Genomic DNA, 17,443 nt, shown 5'->3' with positions numbered 1-17,443 from the left:
CTAAATAGCAACACAGATGAAAATACCTGCAATCCAATATATGGCCTTATTAACGGTATTGGCGTTCCTAGGGTGTAATTCCACCAAGGTGAACCAAACGGTTACCTTGAACGAGACTACTCCCGTAAATGCCGGAGCGGCGACCGCCCGATCCACTGCGAACGAAGCGACCAAAATGGAAGCACCCGGTTCCATGCCTCCTAAAGAATTTAACGGTGCCTTTACCGATGCTACAAAAATTAGGTCGATCATGGAGTTTTTGGCTTCGGATGCCCTAGAAGGAAGGGATACGGGTAGTGCAGGAATCGAACAGGCCGCCAATTTTATCGAAAACGGTTTTAAGGAGAATGGACTACGCCCGTATTTCTCCGGTTATAAGGACACGCTCACCAATATGGCCGATGTAACGGCTTTTAATGTGGTAGGTTATTTGGAGGGACAGGATGAGAACTTGAAAAAGGAGTTCGTCATCATCGGGGCCCATTACGATCATATCGGGCTTATTGCCGAAGAGGCAGGTGATGCCATAGCCAACGGAGCGAACGACAATGCGACGGGAACCACTACCGTGATAGAATTGGCGCGTTATTTTGGAAGCAAAAACAACAACAAGAGAAGTATTCTTTTTACCCTCTTCACCGCAGAAGAAAAGGGACTGTTGGGTTCCCAACACCTAGCGCAGCGTTTGCAGGAAAAAGGGTTGGATCTCTATGTTATGCTAAATTTCGAAATGGTAGGGGTACCCATGCAGGGCAAGGATTATTTGCTGTACCTGACCGGTTATGAAAACTCCAACCTGGCCGAGGTGAGCAATGCATATGCGAAATCGAAGTTTGCAGGTTTCCTACCAAAGGCCAAGGAGTTCAATCTCTTTAAACGGTCGGACAATTATCCGTTTCACGAACAGTTCAATGTGCCGTCCCAAACCTATAGTACCTTCGATTTTACCAATTACGACTATTACCACAAAGTGGATGATGAGGTGTCCGAAATGGATTTTGAGCACATGGCTAATGTTGTAAACCGGGCCATTCCGGTAATGGAAGGCATTATCAATGCGCCGGTACGCGAAGTAAACTATAACTAATGGCACACATTATCGTTACCGGGTCGAGCCGGGGAATCGGATACGAGCTCTGCCGTATGTTTGCCGATGCGGGGCATCAGGTATTGGCACTTTCCAGAAATGACGGTCCCATTGCGGCGCTAGCGCATAAAAACATTAAAACATTTCCTTTTGACCTTTCCGAAAAAGCCGATTTGGCAACACTCGATGCATTTTTGAAAACGGAGTTCCAAACGGTGGATATCTTGATCAACAATGCCGGAAAGTTGCTCAACCGTCCTTTTTTGGAGACCGATATGGAGGTTTTTGAGGAAGTGTACCGCGTCAATGTATTCGGGGTCGCAGCAATGACCCAAATGGTACTCCCGAGAATGCCCAAAACCGGGCATGTGGTCACCGTAAGTTCCATGGGGGGTGTTCAGGGCAGTATGAAATTTCCGGGACTGTCGGCCTATAGCTCGAGCAAGGGAGCGGTAATCACCCTTACCGAATTATGGGCGGAGGAATTTAAGGAGACCGGACCATCGTTCAACGTATTGGCCCTAGGCGCGGTACAGACCGAAATGTTGGAAGAAGCCTTTCCTGGGTACCAAGCGCCGATCAGTGCTAAGGAGATGGCCGCTTATATCAAGGATTTCGCCTTAACGGGAAACAAACTGTACAATGGCAAACTGTTACAGGTGTCGAGCAGTACCCCTTAAAGGTATACCATTTCTACCTTAAAATTCTCCATTAAAAATCCCTGGTTTTTATTTGTGTAGTTTCACACCAGAAATGGTGTTATGCTTGGATTTTTTTTTCGTCCAAACAAAAAATGACTGCTTTTTATTTGGGTAATTTTAAAGCAAAAATGGTATTAAATGAAGTATGTAATCGCTAAGCAAGGGAAGTAGCTCACTCGTCTTTCGGCCATATTTTCTCAAAGGTTTCACAGACCACCAACATTTCTTCAGAGGCCTGGGCACCACTTTGTTCCAACGCGCCTTTAAAAAAAGTCCAATGCGCTTTTTTCCATTTTTGTAAAGGGGCGATGGAAGTACCCATGTCCATTTCGGCATAGGTGCCGCTAATTTTATTGAAGGGAATGGTATCCACTTTTTTAATTTCTATAATGGCCCGAGCGGTGCCGTCAAAGTCGGTTACGATGCTCTTGGTCCCGATCATGGGCAAATCGGCATTGGCTTCCTCATACCAAACATAGAGTCCAGAGCTGGCCCGTTTTTTTCCGTTGACGACCAAGGAGGCTAATCGGTCCGCATCCTTTTCATTATCATGGAAATAAAAAGCCTCCGGGAGTTCCGCTTCTTTGAATTTGGGGTGTGATGCGATGAAATTCGCCCACATGGCGCTTGCGGTGGTATCGGTTTGTTTTTCCGTTTCCTTTCCGGTTTGTTCCTTACAACCGGATATTGAAGTGGTTTAAACTTTTTCTTTTACCTACAAATTTCGCATTTTGAACCCTGACTTTGCCATTTTTGAATACCGTAGCTAAGGCTATGCCATTAAAAAATGACTTCATCAGGCTGCAAAAGCCTTCATTTTCGGTTCCAAACAAAAAGTTTAAGCCACTTCAGTAATAAAAGAAGAATCAGCCCAAGGTTTTTCATTAGGTGGTGTTGTTAACGGTACTCGATTATCATAGTATAAGAGTCATTGAATTACGGGGTCTGTGGCACCGCAAAGGTGTTTTCCAGTATACGCTAATGTACTTAAAACCCATTGTTCAAAACGAATGGGATTGACGCTTTAACTTCTGTTTGGCATATTTTAGGAATACCGTTTTTTACGTTAATACCAATCTACCGAAGCTTTACTTTAGCCCGTATATCATTTTTGATAAGTAATTGGTGTAAGATTCAAGAACAGGTTTAATGTACGGGACCATCAAAGTCGACCAAAACAGTATCCTGTGCTATGGTAAATTTTATCCAACGGTCCAAGGCAGCACCGTTGGTATAATACCCCCTTTCAATAGTTTCTTTTTTGCCGTTTGCACGGGTATAGCTAAGCAGGTACGCCCCATCCATTTTATTGCTGGCCATGGGCAAAAACTGGGACACTGCTTCATTCGGTTCCAGTTCGGCAATGTATATGGTCTCTAACTTTTCAGTGGTGGTGAACCGTACTTCCGTTATTGTCGTTTCACAATCATTTTTAATTTTCATTTCGATTCCGTTTCCCTTTCCGAAAAAGCAGGAACACAGCATGAAGGGTGTAAGAAAGAGAACTAGGTTTTTGATCATGTAGACGGTATTTGTCAATTCTTATATTTTTCGGTTCGGTCGTATTGGTAAGTAGTTTATATCACTGGCGGTCAAGTAGGCGGTAATGTGTTTTTTTACCATTTTCTATCCATAAAACTTCAATGTAAATGTTGTTATTTGTTTCTAACTTGCCAAAAGTAGCCCTAGGTTGAACCTTGTTTGCTAGGGACGTTTTCGACAAACGCCATTGGTAACCACTCCATTCACTTTTAAATACATTGTTCTTGTTATCGATAACGACTTCCTTTCCGTTTGTAATAAGCTGATCGTTCAGCTTAAGGTCGCGCGATTTAAGATCGATATCGATTGATGGAAAAAAACTGTTTTCAACGGGACGGATAACACAAAGGCTATCGGTATGTGTTATGTTTAATTGAATCGTCCCCGACGACCTGAACGCTAAAATAGGTTTGTCTTCATTAAAATCGGTATCCTGTATGTTTTCATTTTGTTCGGTACCTCTGGTTTTTTCCCAAGTCTTTGAAATTACTTGGTTGGTCATGATTGAAAAGGTATGGTTCCCTGCGGTCAGTTCGGTTCGGATAAAATTTTCGAATTCGGGGTTTGCTTTTTGAGCAATTCCGTTTGCGTTGTACGCTATCGATGTAACCAATAAGAGTACTACTTTTTTCATGTGATTTCATTAAGGGCTTATAAGAAGGTAGTGTATTCAATATGAAAGTTATAATGGACCAGCCGCGGAGGTTTTTTTAAAAACACTTAAAGGCGAACACCGGTTTCAATTTTTTCGTGGTACTATAAAATAACGAAAATGAAGTTGTTAAAGCCGAAGCTTTTGGCCCCTATGGTTCACAAGATAGGTTAAACCAAAAGTTACAAACAGCTGTTTTTGTGATTTTTAACTTTTGACCCTTTCAAGGCGTTCGTTCTTGTACTATAAATTCGTCAAACAATTTTTGTTCGTTTTGTTGATCCAACGGCATTTTTGATGTTTCAAGGTCGCGCATACCTCGGGGGGAATAAAAAAAGGTCTTCCATATAGGCCGATGTTTGATGAAAACATGCTTTTCATCAAACTCGTCATCCGTGTAGATTCCTATCCATAGCTTGGAGACGAGTCCCAACAGCAGCAAGGATATAACAAATACCATTTTACGCCTCATATAAATGTGTTATTCCAATTTACCTTTAAAATGGCCATCTAATTTCGCCATTTTTTTCTTTTCCCATTTTTGCTTTGCAATAGCACGAAAGGTTGTTTTGCCTCCTTGATATTCATGTTCTTAATGCCCCAATTCATTTCATTTTTCGAAATCCGTTTTTAGTAAGTTTCCATTGGACCACTGTTTTTTCCCGGTCGTAAAAACCGGTTTCCTCATCCATTTTGTAACCGTTGTGCGAAAGGGTCTCCGTTTCGGGGTCATAGGACAATCCAATGCGTTGCCCTCGGTTCGCCCCGGCATAAATCTCGGCATCTTCATTAAATACCGCCTCGCACCGGCGTAAGCTATCCTTGGTGATTTCGTACACCCTAGCGGTACTATAATGTTTGCCTCCGCAACAGGTTCCATTGCCTAGAATAAGATAATAGGGCTTTTTTGAAATGGTTATTTTTTGAAGATCGGTAATAAATACTTCCCCGGCATCATTTTCCATAGCTTCCAGATCCACATATTTGATGACTCCGGAGGTTGTTTTAAACTGGGCATAGGTTTCCGAGGAATGGCAACAGCCGGAATCGCGTTCGCTCCACGAATACGTTCGCACTAGGCTATCGGAGGATCGTAATATGCCCATGTATTCCGATAACCCCTGGTATGGGTTGGCAAAGCTTGTGCTATCTTCCAGTTGTTCCAGAAACCGTTCTTTAAGAAATGGAAAAATATGATAGGCCATTTCAAAATCGGCTTCTCGGTATAGTTTAAAAGAATCGGTCAGCAACATATCCGAATAGTTATCGTCTCCTTGCGCTAAAGCGGGGTGTAGCACAAACAATGCCAGCACCACAAGATAAAGTTGGGTTATTTTTTTGTTGTTTCTCATGGTCGATTACATTTCATCCTTTACGGGTATCCATAAATCATTTCAATATCAAGCGGTACGGTGTTCCATTTGAAATCTCTTTTAGAGAAGCGGTCAGCACCATGCTACTATCATTCTCTTTTGTTTTTTAGGTCACCGCCAAACAATAGCCTGGTTTTGGGGTACCGCAACTGCTGCAGTACTTCGTTGCATCTTAATCTTGAATCAAACGGATTTGTTCGATGAGGTCCAAGGACGGGAAACGATCCATAAATGCTTCCCTATTCGAGTACATTAGGTCGAGGGTGTCCATTGTGGTATCGGCATGCTCCGAATGGAGCGCTTCAACTACGGACATGCCTTGGGTAACTACCCCAAAAGAGGGAAATCCGGTAACTCCCTCGTACGTTATTGTATCGAGATGGGTATTGTCTTTTAAATTGATAAAAAGATCGGTAGTCCTGGTCTCTTTGCCGCTCCTTGCAAAACTAAGCGTTCCTTTTTTGTTAGCCTGGACTACTTTTTCGTCCGGTACCTTATGGGAACTCCATTTTTGATATGTTATGGTGTCACTGGAACCGAATTGGGCTACAAAATCGGGGTATACCCTATAAAAAATGGCATTATCAAAGCAATGGTGTTTTACCAATTGGTAAAAACGGTCCGCTGCTTTTGGGGAGTATTTACGGGTGACCGCTACGTCAAAACTTCCTTTGGTCGTTTCAAAACGAGCGGTGTAACGCTCCGGGGCAACTTCCTTGGTCCATTTCGCTTTAAATACTTTGGGCGCACAGCTACAGAAAAATAGTATCCCGAGAATTACCGTCCAACGTTTTTTCATTTTTTGATTTCGATTTATTGCAGTTTCGACTCTCACGATAAAGTGCTAACGCAGAAACCATGTTAAAGTTAAGGATTACAAACGTTTCGGTGCAACGTACCTCAAAATAAAACGTATCGAATACCTTGTTGCCGCGTATCGGAGGTGTCGCCTAAACGGTTGGCGCTATGCTACTGCCCTTCTTTTTTCGGTCTGTAACGTTCCAATATATTCGTGCTTACCCAATAGATGTCCTGATTACTGGTGTAGAACAGGTATTTCCCGTCCGTGCTGACGAAAGGACAGAGCTCGTGCTTTTCGGTATTGATGTCGCTGCCCATATTTACGGCCGCTGTCCATTGGCCTTTCCCGTCCTTAAAACTGATGTAGAGATCGCCTTGTCCCAGACCATTTTTCCGAATGGAGCAGAAAATCATGTAGGAGTCGTCGGGAGCGATGAAAACGTCGGCTTCGTACCGGTTCATATTGATGGTTTCCGGGAGCATTGTCGGGTTAAGGAACCGTCCGTTTTTATATGCTGCGCTGTAGATGTCGAACGCGTATCGCGGCGCATTTTCCGAGTTACTTTTTGATGCAAAGTATAGTGTGCCTTCGCTAGTAAAAGAAGCGTAATATTCATTTCTTTCACTATTGACGGGAGCTCCTAAATTGATCGGAGCGGACCATGCCGACTCCTTGTTTTTCCGCTCTACATACCAGATGTCGATGTCATCTTTTACTGCTTCTTTGTTAAGGGCACGGTCGGATATGAAGTAGAGTCTTTTTTCGTCTGGAGAAAACATGGGATCGTTGTAACTGACGCTATCCGATTCAAAAAGTTTTTTTTGTGGGGACCAAACCCCTTTCGCCAATTTGGAATAGTGGATTTCCATAATCCCATTGTTATCCACTCCAAAATAAAACGCGTCGGCATCTTTTGAAAACGTACAGCCAAACTCATGTCTGTCGGATCGTGAAACGAGTTCGGGAGCGAACAGTTCCGGGGTTTCCGTTGGTTCTTTTTGACCAAAATAAGTCATGAGGTCGTCATTTACCGACCCCACATTTCCCCTCAAGGAACGGATCAGCTTTTCGGGGTCATAGCCGATTCCGTTTTTGAACACTGTTGTTACTTTTTGGATCGTTTTGCAAGTCACCGTCCAGCACAACCAGGTTTGCGGTTTTTCCTTTCGCGATCAAACCGATATCGCTCCTACCCATCAACGTTGCACCGTTGGCGGTCATTACCTGTATGGCCTCTTCTGGTAAAAAACCTGCTTTAAGGAACAGCTCGTAGTTTTTTTGGTCGCCAAACCCCGGCATGTTATGCAGCCCGGGATCGAGGCCGGCGACCAACAGGCCTCCCATTTTATAAAATTGCCGGTCATAGGCCATGGCCTTACCGAGCCATTCTTTTTTGAAATACCAGTCGGCTCCTGCTTGTTGTTTCCGTTTTTCACGTTCGTAGTGCGCGTTTTGGTGATAGGGTGCCATCACTTCAATAGCTCTTGCATCGGCAGTTACATTTGCCTGGGCTTCGAATATGGCCAGGGTAGAACCAAGTGCCACACCCTTGTCGATCAATAGGCGCTGCACGCTTTTCACCGCCTCGTCGTCAATATCCAGGGTGGTCCGGAAATCCGTATTTCCCGTACAACTGAACTGTTCTTTTCCGCTTGCATGGTCGTAGCTATGTAAAAAACCATGTTCAATGGCATCGATTCCAATTTCGGCAGCTTCGGCGTAGGTGGTCGCACAAAGATGTCCGGTGACCTTTATATTGTTTTTATGCGCCTCATCCACGATTACACTCAGGTCGCTCGGTCGGGTGTTGCGGTACACCTTCAACCATTTTACACCTTTCTTGCCCCAGTATCGAATGGTATCTCGGACCATTTTCTCATTGGTAAACCGCACAAAGTTGGTTTTGCCGTCGGGACCGCTAAAATAAGGTCCGGAGTTAATGATTTCAGGGCCCGGTTGCTCTCCTTTGGCAATGGCATTCGCAATGGCCACCTCTTCATGTGGATTTCCGGTTCCACACGTTTGAATGGTCGTCACGCCGGCCGCCAGATAGAGTTTTGGAGCCGTAGAAAGCATTGCGGAGCGGGGAATTCTCATGTGGTTGTGCATACCGATGATTCCCGGAATAATGGTACTTCCTTTAAGGTTTATTCTGCGGTGGTCTTCGGGAATAACAATGTTTTTGGTATTTCCAACGGCCGTGATGGTTCCGTTATCGATCAATAGGGTCTGATCGGTTTTGGCCGCATCGCCACTTCCATCCATCAGCGTCATACCGATGAGGGCGATTTTTGGAGCATCGACTTTGACAAAACTACGGGTGTAGGCGTTTAACGTTACCGAATCGGTGAGTTTGGTATTTTGCTGTGCAGGAGAATAACTCCAATAAAAAATAACCAGTATCGCTTTCAATAGGGTATGGATGCCGTTCGCACGTTTAATAAAAGGAGGTATTGATAAGGTTCGAGCAAAGTTCTGTTTTTCGCATTTTCGACGCAACTGAATTGGGTTAAAAAACGTTTGTTCAGTTTCGATGTTTTTGGTGAAGGGACTATCGTTCTGGTTTATCCTTAAAGGTGGGATATTAGGGGCCAAGCTGTAATCAATCTCGAATTGGTGTTGAAAGGTACAAAGGCCGAACATTTTTAGCTCCGCCCATTCTTACATCACTTTTTCAGGAATAATGGTCGACACAAAGGATAGTGTTTCCCATGTCGTCGAACAATAAATACGTGTCGTTGCCGTCGGTGAAAAATTCATGACCGACAATATAACCGATTTTTTCATAGGCATCTATTTTCAATGACTCTGGAAAAAGGTAATCGCGATTGGCCATAATATCCTCAAAACCGGAGGTGTTTCCATCTTTTACTTCATATACGATCGGACTTTTATCCGTTTTGCCCCAATCGTTTATGATTTCATTAAAAGCTCCGAAATTACCGGTTTTTTCAAAGGACAGTTTATTGATAGCGAATTCATAAAAGGCCTGTAGGTAGTATTCCGGGTCTAAATCCCCAAATTGTATTTCGTATTTTTCCACTATGTTCGCGCTATAGTCATCCGTTTTCAGCCGTTGTGACAAGTAGTCGTTTCCGTGCTTTTTAAAATCGGTTTCCAGGGTGTTGAATACCTCCCGAGCGTGGCGATGCCCCAGATAAACGGTTAGGTCACCTTTAAACGAATACTTCCCATTTTTCAGGTCAAAACAAATGAAATTGGATCGATTGTAATCGTTTTTGACGTTTTCATCGGTCCAGATCCCATTGTGAGAGACAAAAAACAACGATTTTTCTCCTGCAAGCCCAAAGTTCGAAATTTTACAAAGAGGATAAAAGATACCCTTTAGCGTATCATTTTCAAATACCGTTTCAAACTTGGGGTAGGGTGTTATCTGCACGGTCCTTGTTTTAGTATTAAGGCAACAACATAAAAGGAGGGGTAGGTCGGACGCGATTTTGACATTCAAAAAGCAAGCCTAACGCTTTCTTCGCTACAACAAGATACCAAAAAACTTGGATTCCATGATGGATATACTCAAGAATCCTAATTTGGACATGATATGGGTTCATCTGCCCCGAACCATTTATTTTCGGGTTACGCGATTACGTTTAATTTGAAATGACCAGTTCCGTCCCGTTTACCCAGTGCTGTAAAATACGCCCGTTCGTGCTGATTTCCACAAGGTAAAATCTGTCGTAAGAACTAAAAACGGGAGATTCTTCAATTTTTTCGATTATTACCCCTTCGGAATTGATATAGTTGGAGTGAATGATGTAGGACTGTTCGTTTTGTTTTAAAAGATACCCAACATGACTGGTGTCGAAACCGATGAAATGGATTCCATTTTTAAGTGTATCGTTGATGCTGGCAATGCTTTTTTCGACGGAATTTTCGGTTACCGTGATAACTTCCTTTTGTAAAGCCAAGTTCTTGGCTTCGTCAATTGGTGACAACTGTGCCAGCCGATATCGGTTTAGATTGATTCCAACATCTCTCAAAGTGGTAGATACAAAATAACCGCAGGCTATTTTTCCTTTTTTTGGAACGGCGGTATATCCTTCAAATGACCATTCGGTACCTTCCCAAAAAGGGAGGACTCTATTCAGTAAAGCGTTTGTGAATACCGTCGCAAGGGAATCCGGCGCTATGTTTTTGCCGCGAAATTCATTTTTTTGAGCTTTTATTTTGCGTAACACCAAGGTATAGCTCTTCCCTTGATCTTTTTTGAGTTTTAGTTCTTGAAGAGATTTGGTAATTGTCGTTTTCGCTAAAGTGTCTTCTGCTTGTACACTGACTTTGTCGCTTTCATTCGAGATGCTTTTCGGATGTTGTCCGGTGCATTGAAGGTTGAGTAACACGAAGAGCGTAGCTATGAGTCTGGCCATTTTCAATTAACAATTAAACAGTTCGCAGTTGCAGTTGGTAGTAATTAGTGGTAAGTAAAAAGTGGTTAGTGGGTACTCCTCTAATTTTGAATTTGACATTTGAATTTTCTAAACGGTCCTCGACAAGCTCGGACTGACAGAAGGTTTGTCATTTGGCTGTACGGCCAAAACGAAACCCAACTGTCACGCTGAGCCCGTCGAAGCGCTTTCGATAGCAGTACTGACGAAGCTCGACCGGACATGCGTTTTTTTGATAGGTACAAGTTCGTAAACGGACCAGTCTCATTTTTCAGTTTGACATTTGATATTTGAATTTGAGCTTGAGCTTGAGCTTGAACTTTTTTGGTCTTTTCTCCTTGTTCCTTCAGCGTAGCGGTCTTTTTTCAGTTAGCAATTAGCAATTAGCAATTAGCAATTAACAATTAAACAGTTCGCAGTTGCAGTTGGTAGTAATTAGTGGTAAGTAAAAAGTGGTTAGTGGGTACTCCTCTAATTTTGAATTTGACATTTGAATTTGAATTTTCTGAACGGTCCTCGACAAGCTCGGACTGACAGAAGGTTTGTCATTTGGCGGTACGGCCAAATCGAAACCCAACTGTCACGCTGAGCCCGTCGAAGCGCTTTCGATAGCAGTACTGACGAAGCTCGACCGGACATGCATTTTTTTGATAGGTACAAGTTTGTAAACGGACCAGTCTGGTTTTTCAGTTTGACATTTGAGTTTGACATTTGAAATATGAAATTTGAACTTGAACTTGACACTTGAGCTTGAACTTTTTTGGTCTTTTCTCCTTGTTCCTTCAGCGTAGCGGTCTTTTTTCAGTTAGCAATTAGCAATTAGCAATTAGCAATTAACAATTAGCAATTAACAATTAAACAGTTCGCAGTTGCAGTTGGTAGTAATTAGTGGTAAGTAAAAAGTGGTTAGTGGGTACTCCTCTAATTTTGAATTTGACATTTGAATTTGAATTTTCTGAACGGTCCTCGACAAGCTCGGACTGACAGAAGGTTTGTCATTTGGCGGTACGGCCAAAACGAAACCCAACTGTCACGCTGAGCCCGTCGAAGCGCTTTCGATAGCAGTACTGACGAAGCTCGACCGGACATGCATTTTTTTGATAGGTACAAGTTTGTAAACGGACCAGTCTGGTTTTTCAGTTTGACATTTGAGTTTGACATTTGAAATATGAAATTTGAACTTGAACTTGACACTTGAGCTTGAACTTTTTTGGTCTTTTCTCCTTGTTCCTTCAGCGTAGCGGTCTTTTTTCAATTAGCAATTAGCAATTAGCAATTAGCAATTAGCAATTAGCAATTCTCAGTTCGCAGTTGGTAGTAATTAGTGGTAAGTAAAAAGTGGTTATTGGGTACTCCTCTAATTTTGAATTTGAATTTGAATTTGACATTTGAGCTTGAACTTGAACTTGAACTTGACACTTGCACTTCCTTTTTCACTTCCTGTCAATCATTGTACAAACGTACCTGTTTTAGGTACAGGGTACGATCATCGCCATCTAACTTGAACTCGATGTCCAGGCCTAGTGCCGGGTACGCTTTGGATCGGTATACTTTTTTATGAAAGTACTTTTTTACCGTTTCCAAAGCATTGGCCAACCGTTTTATTTCATCATTGTCCATCGTCAGTTTTCCTTGGTTCAAACTGGAAGTTGTAATGATATTGACGGTGTTCCTGTATAGCGCGTCCGCGCTCTTTGGGTAACAGATAAATTGATCGCTGGTCGTTTCCGGGTCAGGGGCCACTACATTTTCATTCTCGAGCTGTGCATTTACCACAAAACCTTCGCTATCCTTTCGGTACAGGTTTTTGGTAATGGCCACCCCATTTACCGCTTCGGAAGGAAAGGAGCGGTGCACCAGAATGCCCATATACACCTGCTGGTGAGGAATTCCATAAAGCTCCCGTTCCATAAAGGCCTGATACGACCATAGGCTTGCCCATACTTTTTTGATGGCCCGTTCCACACTTTTTTTCGGATTGCCCAATTCGCCCGTTTTGGAGTTATATAGACCTGCCCCCGAAAAATTTTTGGTGTCTTCCGCATTGGTGGACGATCGAAACCGCATGCGACGGTAGGTACCGTTGGCCAAAATTTTACGTTCGACCTCCGCAAGCAATCCGGAAGCGATAGGTGCTTTGGCAATCATTTTTCGGATCCGTTTTAACCGTTGCCTAAGCGAATCCTTATCCGTTTTTGTAGGAGCGGATGCAAAGAGTTCGTTCAAAAGTTGTTGTGCACCCGAGGTTCGAGCGTGTTGTTCGTAGTAGTAAAAAGGAATGGTAAATGCCCCTTCCGGTGTTCGGAACCCACCGGTTTTACCGAGTTGGTATAACCGACCAAAATTAGCAGCCTTGTTTCCTACAAAACGTTCCGCTTTTTTTGGCAAATAGGGCACTGCCGTGAGGGAATCCATGCCAAGGTCAAAAGGTATTTTTATGGTTTTGGTACGCTTGTCGCGTTTTGGTTTTCTTTTGGAAGATGCAATTGAAAAAGTATCCCGGCGTATCTCATACGAAACCCATTTTCCTTCAAAAGACCTTAGGGTTTTCGAGTCGGAAAGGTTTTTATAGGCGGCAATGGGAATTTTACGGTTTGTGCCCAAAATGCTCAAATGGCTCAATGGGGTCTGAAATTCGGAAACCAATATACCGGCGACTTCGGGAAGGTATACCGGCGTTTCCCGTAGGACGATAATATCTGTCGGTAATATGGCATCCTTTTCTTTTTCAAAGGTATCGATAAACCGTAGCCGTCCTTTTCCCCTGTATTGGGCTATAGGTTGGTAACGCAGTTGTTTAAATACCTCGGAAGGGGTAACTACGGGCAGCCCTTTTTCTATGGTCTTTTTTTCCTGTTGCAACCGGAGGCTATTCAAAAGAAAATACAATTGTTCTTTTATAAAGGTATGTTCCACCACCTGTTGGTGTAACAAACGAATTGCATTTTCATCCATGGTGTCCGAAGCACTAATTTCCAAAACATACCGTTCTTGTGCCTTAAAATAGTTCAAGTTTCCCAAAAGGTACCTTCTTTTTGGACTGTTGCGATAGTTGTGGTCGTTAAAATAAGCAAGGTCCGTACCGTCGTTCAAGTATTCGGAGCAGAACGAATAGTGGTAGGGATATTGTTTTCCATTAAGAAAGTACAAGGTTTCGGATCGCAGGTCGTAGACTACTTTTACCGCATCGACCTGACCGTATTTTTCCACCAATGGCCTGTCACTTAGTTTTTGAAAATCCTCGGAAGTTTCTAGGACCTTCAAAAAGGACTGCGAGTGCATCGAACAGGAAACAAAGAGCAAAAACAAGACCGATAGCGATAGCTTCATAGGTGGGTATGGAACGGGTTTTATGATAACGTAAAACTATGGTGAATTTCACCGAAAACAAACCGAGGTTTAGGGAAGGGGACCGTTCTGTTAGGGAAACGGCTTTTTTTGATTGAAATTTTGTTTTGAGGTCAAAAAGGAGAAACATCATAAGATGCAAAAAAGTACCTTTGCAACCGATGGACGCTATTCTTCTAAAATACCTTCCGGAACGATCGGTAAAAAGCTGTTTGGCCCTTATTGAAAAAACAGGGGTACATTTAAAAATCGTAAACGAACGGGTTACCCGTCATGGGGATTATCGTAGGTTGGCCAACGGAAGACATCAGATAACCGTTAACGCGACCCTGAACAAATACCGTTTTTTGATCACTTTGGTCCATGAGATAGCACATTTGGTGGCTTTTGAAAAATATGGCAGACAGATCAAACCCCATGGTCTGGAATGGAAGCGCACTTTTCAACATTTAATGCTTCCGTTTATACGTCCCGAAATTTTTCCGTCCAAACTATTGCCCTTGTTGGCCAGGCATTTTAAAAATCCAAGGGCCAGCAGTAGTACCGATGCCGAACTGTCCATCGCATTGAAAAGCTTTGATGCACAACATACGGATAAATCCTACGTTTTTGAATTACCATTAGGTAGTGTTTTTCGTATTTATAATGGAAAACGCTTTAAAAAAGGCAACAAAAGGGTGAAGCGGTACGAGTGTATCGAATTGGCCACGGGAAAGTGTTATCTCTTCCAACCCAATGCCGAGGTAGAATTGCTAAGGGACTGATGTAACGAACAAAGTACACATACGGGGTACCGCTGGGCATCCTTAAACTAGATATTATATGAACAACAACTATTATGCAGTATTGATGGCCGGTGGTGTCGGATCGCGTTTTTGGCCGATAAGTACTACGGAAAACCCAAAACAGTTTCACGACATGCTGGGAACGGGCGATACCCTCATTCAAAAGACGTTCAAACGACTTCAAAAGTTCGTGCCCACGGCTAATATTTTGATTTTGACCAACGAGCGCTATAATGATTTGGTACTGGAACAATTGCCCTTGGTCAAGCAAGAGCAGGTAGTATTGGAGCCTGCAATGCGGAATACCGCTCCCTGTATTTTGTATGCGGCCTTGAAAATCCAAAAGATGAACCCGAACGGGCTCATGATCGTAGCGCCCAGTGATCATTGGATCGAGGACGAAGAGGCGTTCGCGAAAGATGTGACCACCTGTTTTAAAAAATGTGAGGAAGGGGACGTGCTCTGTACTTTGGGCATTCAACCGACCTTTCCCAATACCGGTTTCGGATATATCGAATTTGAAAAAAGCGAGGCCCAGGGACTGAAGAAAGTACATCAATTTCGGGAAAAACCCGATTACGAAACGGCCAAGGAATTTTTGGCGCAGGGTAACTTTTTATGGAACGCCGGAATTTTCATGTGGAGCGTAAAAACCATCGTAAATGCTTTTAAAAACTTTCAACCGACGCAATATTCGCTATTCGAGTCCGGGATATCTTGCTATAACAATACCGACGAAAAAGAGTTCATTCAGGAAAACTATCCAAAGGCCGAGAATATTTCAATAGACTACGCCATTTTGGAGCGCTCCAAATCCATTTTTGTGTTGCCCGCCACTTTTGACTGGAACGACTTGGGAACCTGGGGTTCCCTTTATGATAAATTGGATAAGGATACCGATAACAATGCTGTAGTGGGCAGTAAGGTCATCAGTCAAGATGCCCATGGAAATATGATCCGTTCCCCAAAGGACAAAATTGTCGTGGTCGATGGCCTGGAGAATTATATTATAGTGGACAAAGAAGAAGTGCTGTTGATCTATCCCAAATCGAAGGAACAGGATATCAAACAAGTACTGACCAAAGTAAAAAGTACCTTCGGAGATCAATATGCCTAACCATGAGTAACGATTTGAACCAAGATAACATTACGCCTACCCAACAACCGACGGACAATCGTGAGGATGTTAAAAAGGATTTTGCGGGATTGTTGGGCAGTACCAAAAAGTTTTTATCCGAACTTTTGGACATCCGTAACAATACCGATCAAGAGGCTACCAAAGAAGCGATCATTGCCGACATTCCGTTTAAGGGGCACACCTCATGGATTTTGATCTGTTCGATTTTTATAGCTTCCATCGGCTTAAACGCGAACTCAACGGCGGTAGTGATCGGAGCTATGTTGATCTCTCCCTTGATGGGGCCTATTTTGGGCATGGGCATGTCCCTGGCGATCAACGATATCGATACGCTTCGTAGGTCTTTGAAAAACCTGACCGTAATGGTCGTTTTAAGTGTGCTGACTGCTTTTCTTTTCTTTTGGGTGTTTCCTTTGAAATCGGACTCTTCGGAACTTTTGGCCCGGGTAAAACCGGATATTCGTGATGTATTGATCGCCTTCTTTGGAGGTTTGGCCCTTGTGATCGCCCGGGCAAAAAAAGGAACCATTGCCAGTGTGATTTTTGGAGTCGCGATCGCCACGGCCTTGATGCCACCATTATGTACGGTGGGTTATGGACTTGCAATCGGTCGGTGGGACTATGCCGGGGGAGCATTGTTGCTTTTTGGTATCAATACCATTTTTATTGCGTTGGCCACCTTTTTGGTATTGAAAATTTTACGGTTCCCCATGGTGCGGTATGCTAATTCCAAAAGACGTCGTTTTATTGCCCGGTTGGTATCGGTAATTGCGTTAGCGGTGATGATTCCGGCAGGTTGGATCTTTATAGGGGTATACAAGGAGTTTAAGTTCAAAAACGAGGCAAACCAGTTTATAACGGAAAATATTGTCCCTTATAAATTTACCAAGGACGGACGATTTCTGAAGGACCTGACGGTATTGGAATACAATGGTGGCGAGACGCCTACCATGGAACTTATTTTTATGGGGAACGAGGGAGTACCCGAAGGGGTGATTGCCACCTGGGAGGCAAAAATGAACGATTTTGACGATCTCCGTGAAACAGATCTTACTATTATACAAGGCTCTCAGAACGACCAAGTAAACCAGCTGAAATATGTGGACGAGCTGTACCAGTCCCAAAAAAGTGAATTATTGGGCAAGGATGAAAAGATTCGGTTATTGGAATCGGAACTGAACCGCATTAAAAAATCCGTAGCGCGACAAATCCCTTTTCAGGATATCTGTGCGGAAGCAAAAAGCAATTATGACAATTTAGAGTCCTTGGCGTTTTCGGACATACAGCTATCCAATTTTACAAAAATCGATACCATTCCGGTATTCGAGGTCAAATGGAAAAAGAACGTTTCCAGAAAACAGCTGGATCGGGATACCAAAAAACTACACAATTGGTTGCGCTTGCGCCTTAAGGATTCCACCATACAGTTGCGATGAGGTGGATGGTTCGTACTTAGTTAGTATTCAGTATTCAGTATTCGGTACCCAGTACCCAGTCACGTGGTAATTAGTGATCAGTGTTGCGTAAAAGTAATTAGGGCGTGTTAACACTAATTGCATCGAAAATCAGGGCGATATAGATAAAGGCCGTGAACATGACGTCGAGTTTG

At 43.2% G+C, this 17,443-nt stretch carries 16 protein-coding genes; 5 read left to right on the top strand and 11 right to left on the bottom strand.

What is annotated here, in order from left to right; genetic code table 11:
• Positions 1-16 precede the first annotated feature (16 nt).
• The gene (locus tag ACRD7P_RS17040) at positions 17-1,087 is read left to right on the top strand and encodes a M28 family metallopeptidase (RefSeq protein WP_430908876.1); all 1,071 of its coding nucleotides are present in this window, start codon (positions 17-19) and stop codon (positions 1,085-1,087) included.
• Entirely contained in the window at positions 1,087-1,767 is a 681-nt protein-coding gene (locus ACRD7P_RS17035) for an SDR family NAD(P)-dependent oxidoreductase (protein WP_430908875.1), read from the top strand. Before ACRD7P_RS17040 ends, ACRD7P_RS17035 begins: the two co-directional genes overlap by 1 nt.
• A 193-nt stretch (positions 1,768-1,960) precedes the next feature.
• On the opposite strand, the gene ACRD7P_RS17030 is transcribed toward ACRD7P_RS17035, so the two are convergent.
• The 11 genes from ACRD7P_RS17030 to ACRD7P_RS16980 form a co-directional block, all read right to left on the bottom strand.
• Positions 1,961-2,410, bottom strand: a complete 450-nt coding sequence (locus ACRD7P_RS17030) for an ASCH domain-containing protein (protein ID WP_430908874.1) — start codon at positions 2,408-2,410, stop codon at positions 1,961-1,963.
• A gap of 524 nt (positions 2,411-2,934) precedes the next feature.
• Positions 2,935-3,309, bottom strand: a complete 375-nt coding sequence (locus ACRD7P_RS17025) for a hypothetical protein (protein WP_430908873.1) — start codon at positions 3,307-3,309, stop codon at positions 2,935-2,937.
• 61 nt (positions 3,310-3,370) lie between these two features.
• On the bottom strand, positions 3,371-3,964 hold the full coding sequence (locus tag ACRD7P_RS17020; RefSeq protein ID WP_430908872.1) for a hypothetical protein: 594 nt from the start codon (positions 3,962-3,964) through the stop codon (positions 3,371-3,373).
• A 241-nt stretch (positions 3,965-4,205) separates the two neighbouring features.
• Positions 4,206-4,454 (bottom strand): hypothetical protein, encoded by a 249-nt coding sequence (locus ACRD7P_RS17015; protein ID WP_430908871.1) that lies wholly within the window; start codon positions 4,452-4,454, stop codon positions 4,206-4,208.
• 133 nt (positions 4,455-4,587) lie between these two features.
• Positions 4,588-5,334 carry a hypothetical protein gene (locus ACRD7P_RS17010; RefSeq protein ID WP_430908870.1) on the bottom strand — a complete coding sequence of 249 codons (747 nt, stop codon included), beginning with the start codon at positions 5,332-5,334 and terminating at the stop codon, positions 4,588-4,590.
• 193 nt (positions 5,335-5,527) lie between these two features.
• On the bottom strand, positions 5,528-6,154 hold the full coding sequence (locus tag ACRD7P_RS17005) for a peptidylprolyl isomerase (protein ID WP_430908869.1): 627 nt from the start codon (positions 6,152-6,154) through the stop codon (positions 5,528-5,530).
• 170 nt (positions 6,155-6,324) lie between these two features.
• Complete coding sequence (locus tag ACRD7P_RS17000) at positions 6,325-7,257, bottom strand: hypothetical protein (RefSeq protein ID WP_430908868.1); 933 nt, start codon at positions 7,255-7,257, stop codon at positions 6,325-6,327.
• Positions 7,232-8,569: an amidohydrolase family protein gene (locus ACRD7P_RS16995; protein ID WP_430908867.1), complete on the bottom strand. Its 1,338-nt coding sequence runs from the start codon at positions 8,567-8,569 to the stop codon at positions 7,232-7,234. The genes ACRD7P_RS17000 and ACRD7P_RS16995 overlap by 26 nt, the downstream gene beginning before the upstream one ends.
• A 262-nt stretch (positions 8,570-8,831) precedes the next feature.
• Positions 8,832-9,557 carry a hypothetical protein gene (locus ACRD7P_RS16990; protein WP_430908865.1) on the bottom strand — a complete coding sequence of 242 codons (726 nt, stop codon included), beginning with the start codon at positions 9,555-9,557 and terminating at the stop codon, positions 8,832-8,834.
• A 211-nt stretch (positions 9,558-9,768) separates the two neighbouring features.
• The gene (locus tag ACRD7P_RS16985) at positions 9,769-10,545 is read right to left on the bottom strand and encodes a hypothetical protein (RefSeq protein ID WP_430908864.1); all 777 of its coding nucleotides are present in this window, start codon (positions 10,543-10,545) and stop codon (positions 9,769-9,771) included.
• Positions 10,546-12,006: 1,461 nt separating this feature from the next.
• On the bottom strand, positions 12,007-13,893 hold the full coding sequence (locus ACRD7P_RS16980) for a PEP/pyruvate-binding domain-containing protein (protein ID WP_430908863.1): 1,887 nt from the start codon (positions 13,891-13,893) through the stop codon (positions 12,007-12,009).
• Positions 13,894-14,072: 179 nt separating this feature from the next.
• On the opposite strand from ACRD7P_RS16980, the gene ACRD7P_RS16975 reads away from it, so the two are divergent.
• From ACRD7P_RS16975 to ACRD7P_RS16965, 3 genes are read left to right on the top strand one after another with little or no spacing between them, the layout of a single operon-like run.
• Positions 14,073-14,675 carry a SprT-like domain-containing protein gene (locus ACRD7P_RS16975; RefSeq protein ID WP_430908862.1) on the top strand — a complete coding sequence of 201 codons (603 nt, stop codon included), beginning with the start codon at positions 14,073-14,075 and terminating at the stop codon, positions 14,673-14,675.
• Positions 14,676-14,733: 58 nt separating this feature from the next.
• On the top strand, positions 14,734-15,813 hold the full coding sequence (locus tag ACRD7P_RS16970; protein WP_430908861.1) for a mannose-1-phosphate guanylyltransferase: 1,080 nt from the start codon (positions 14,734-14,736) through the stop codon (positions 15,811-15,813).
• 2 nt (positions 15,814-15,815) lie between these two features.
• Positions 15,816-17,270 carry a DUF389 domain-containing protein gene (locus ACRD7P_RS16965; protein WP_430908860.1) on the top strand — a complete coding sequence of 485 codons (1,455 nt, stop codon included), beginning with the start codon at positions 15,816-15,818 and terminating at the stop codon, positions 17,268-17,270.
• Positions 17,271-17,443: the final 173 nt, after the last annotated feature.

The sequence above is a fragment of the Maribacter sp. 2-571 genome, from assembly GCF_050589625.1.
Taxonomy (GTDB): Bacteria; Bacteroidota; Bacteroidia; order Flavobacteriales; family Flavobacteriaceae; genus Pelagihabitans.
This window is presented reverse-complemented; position numbering and strand designations above follow the sequence as displayed.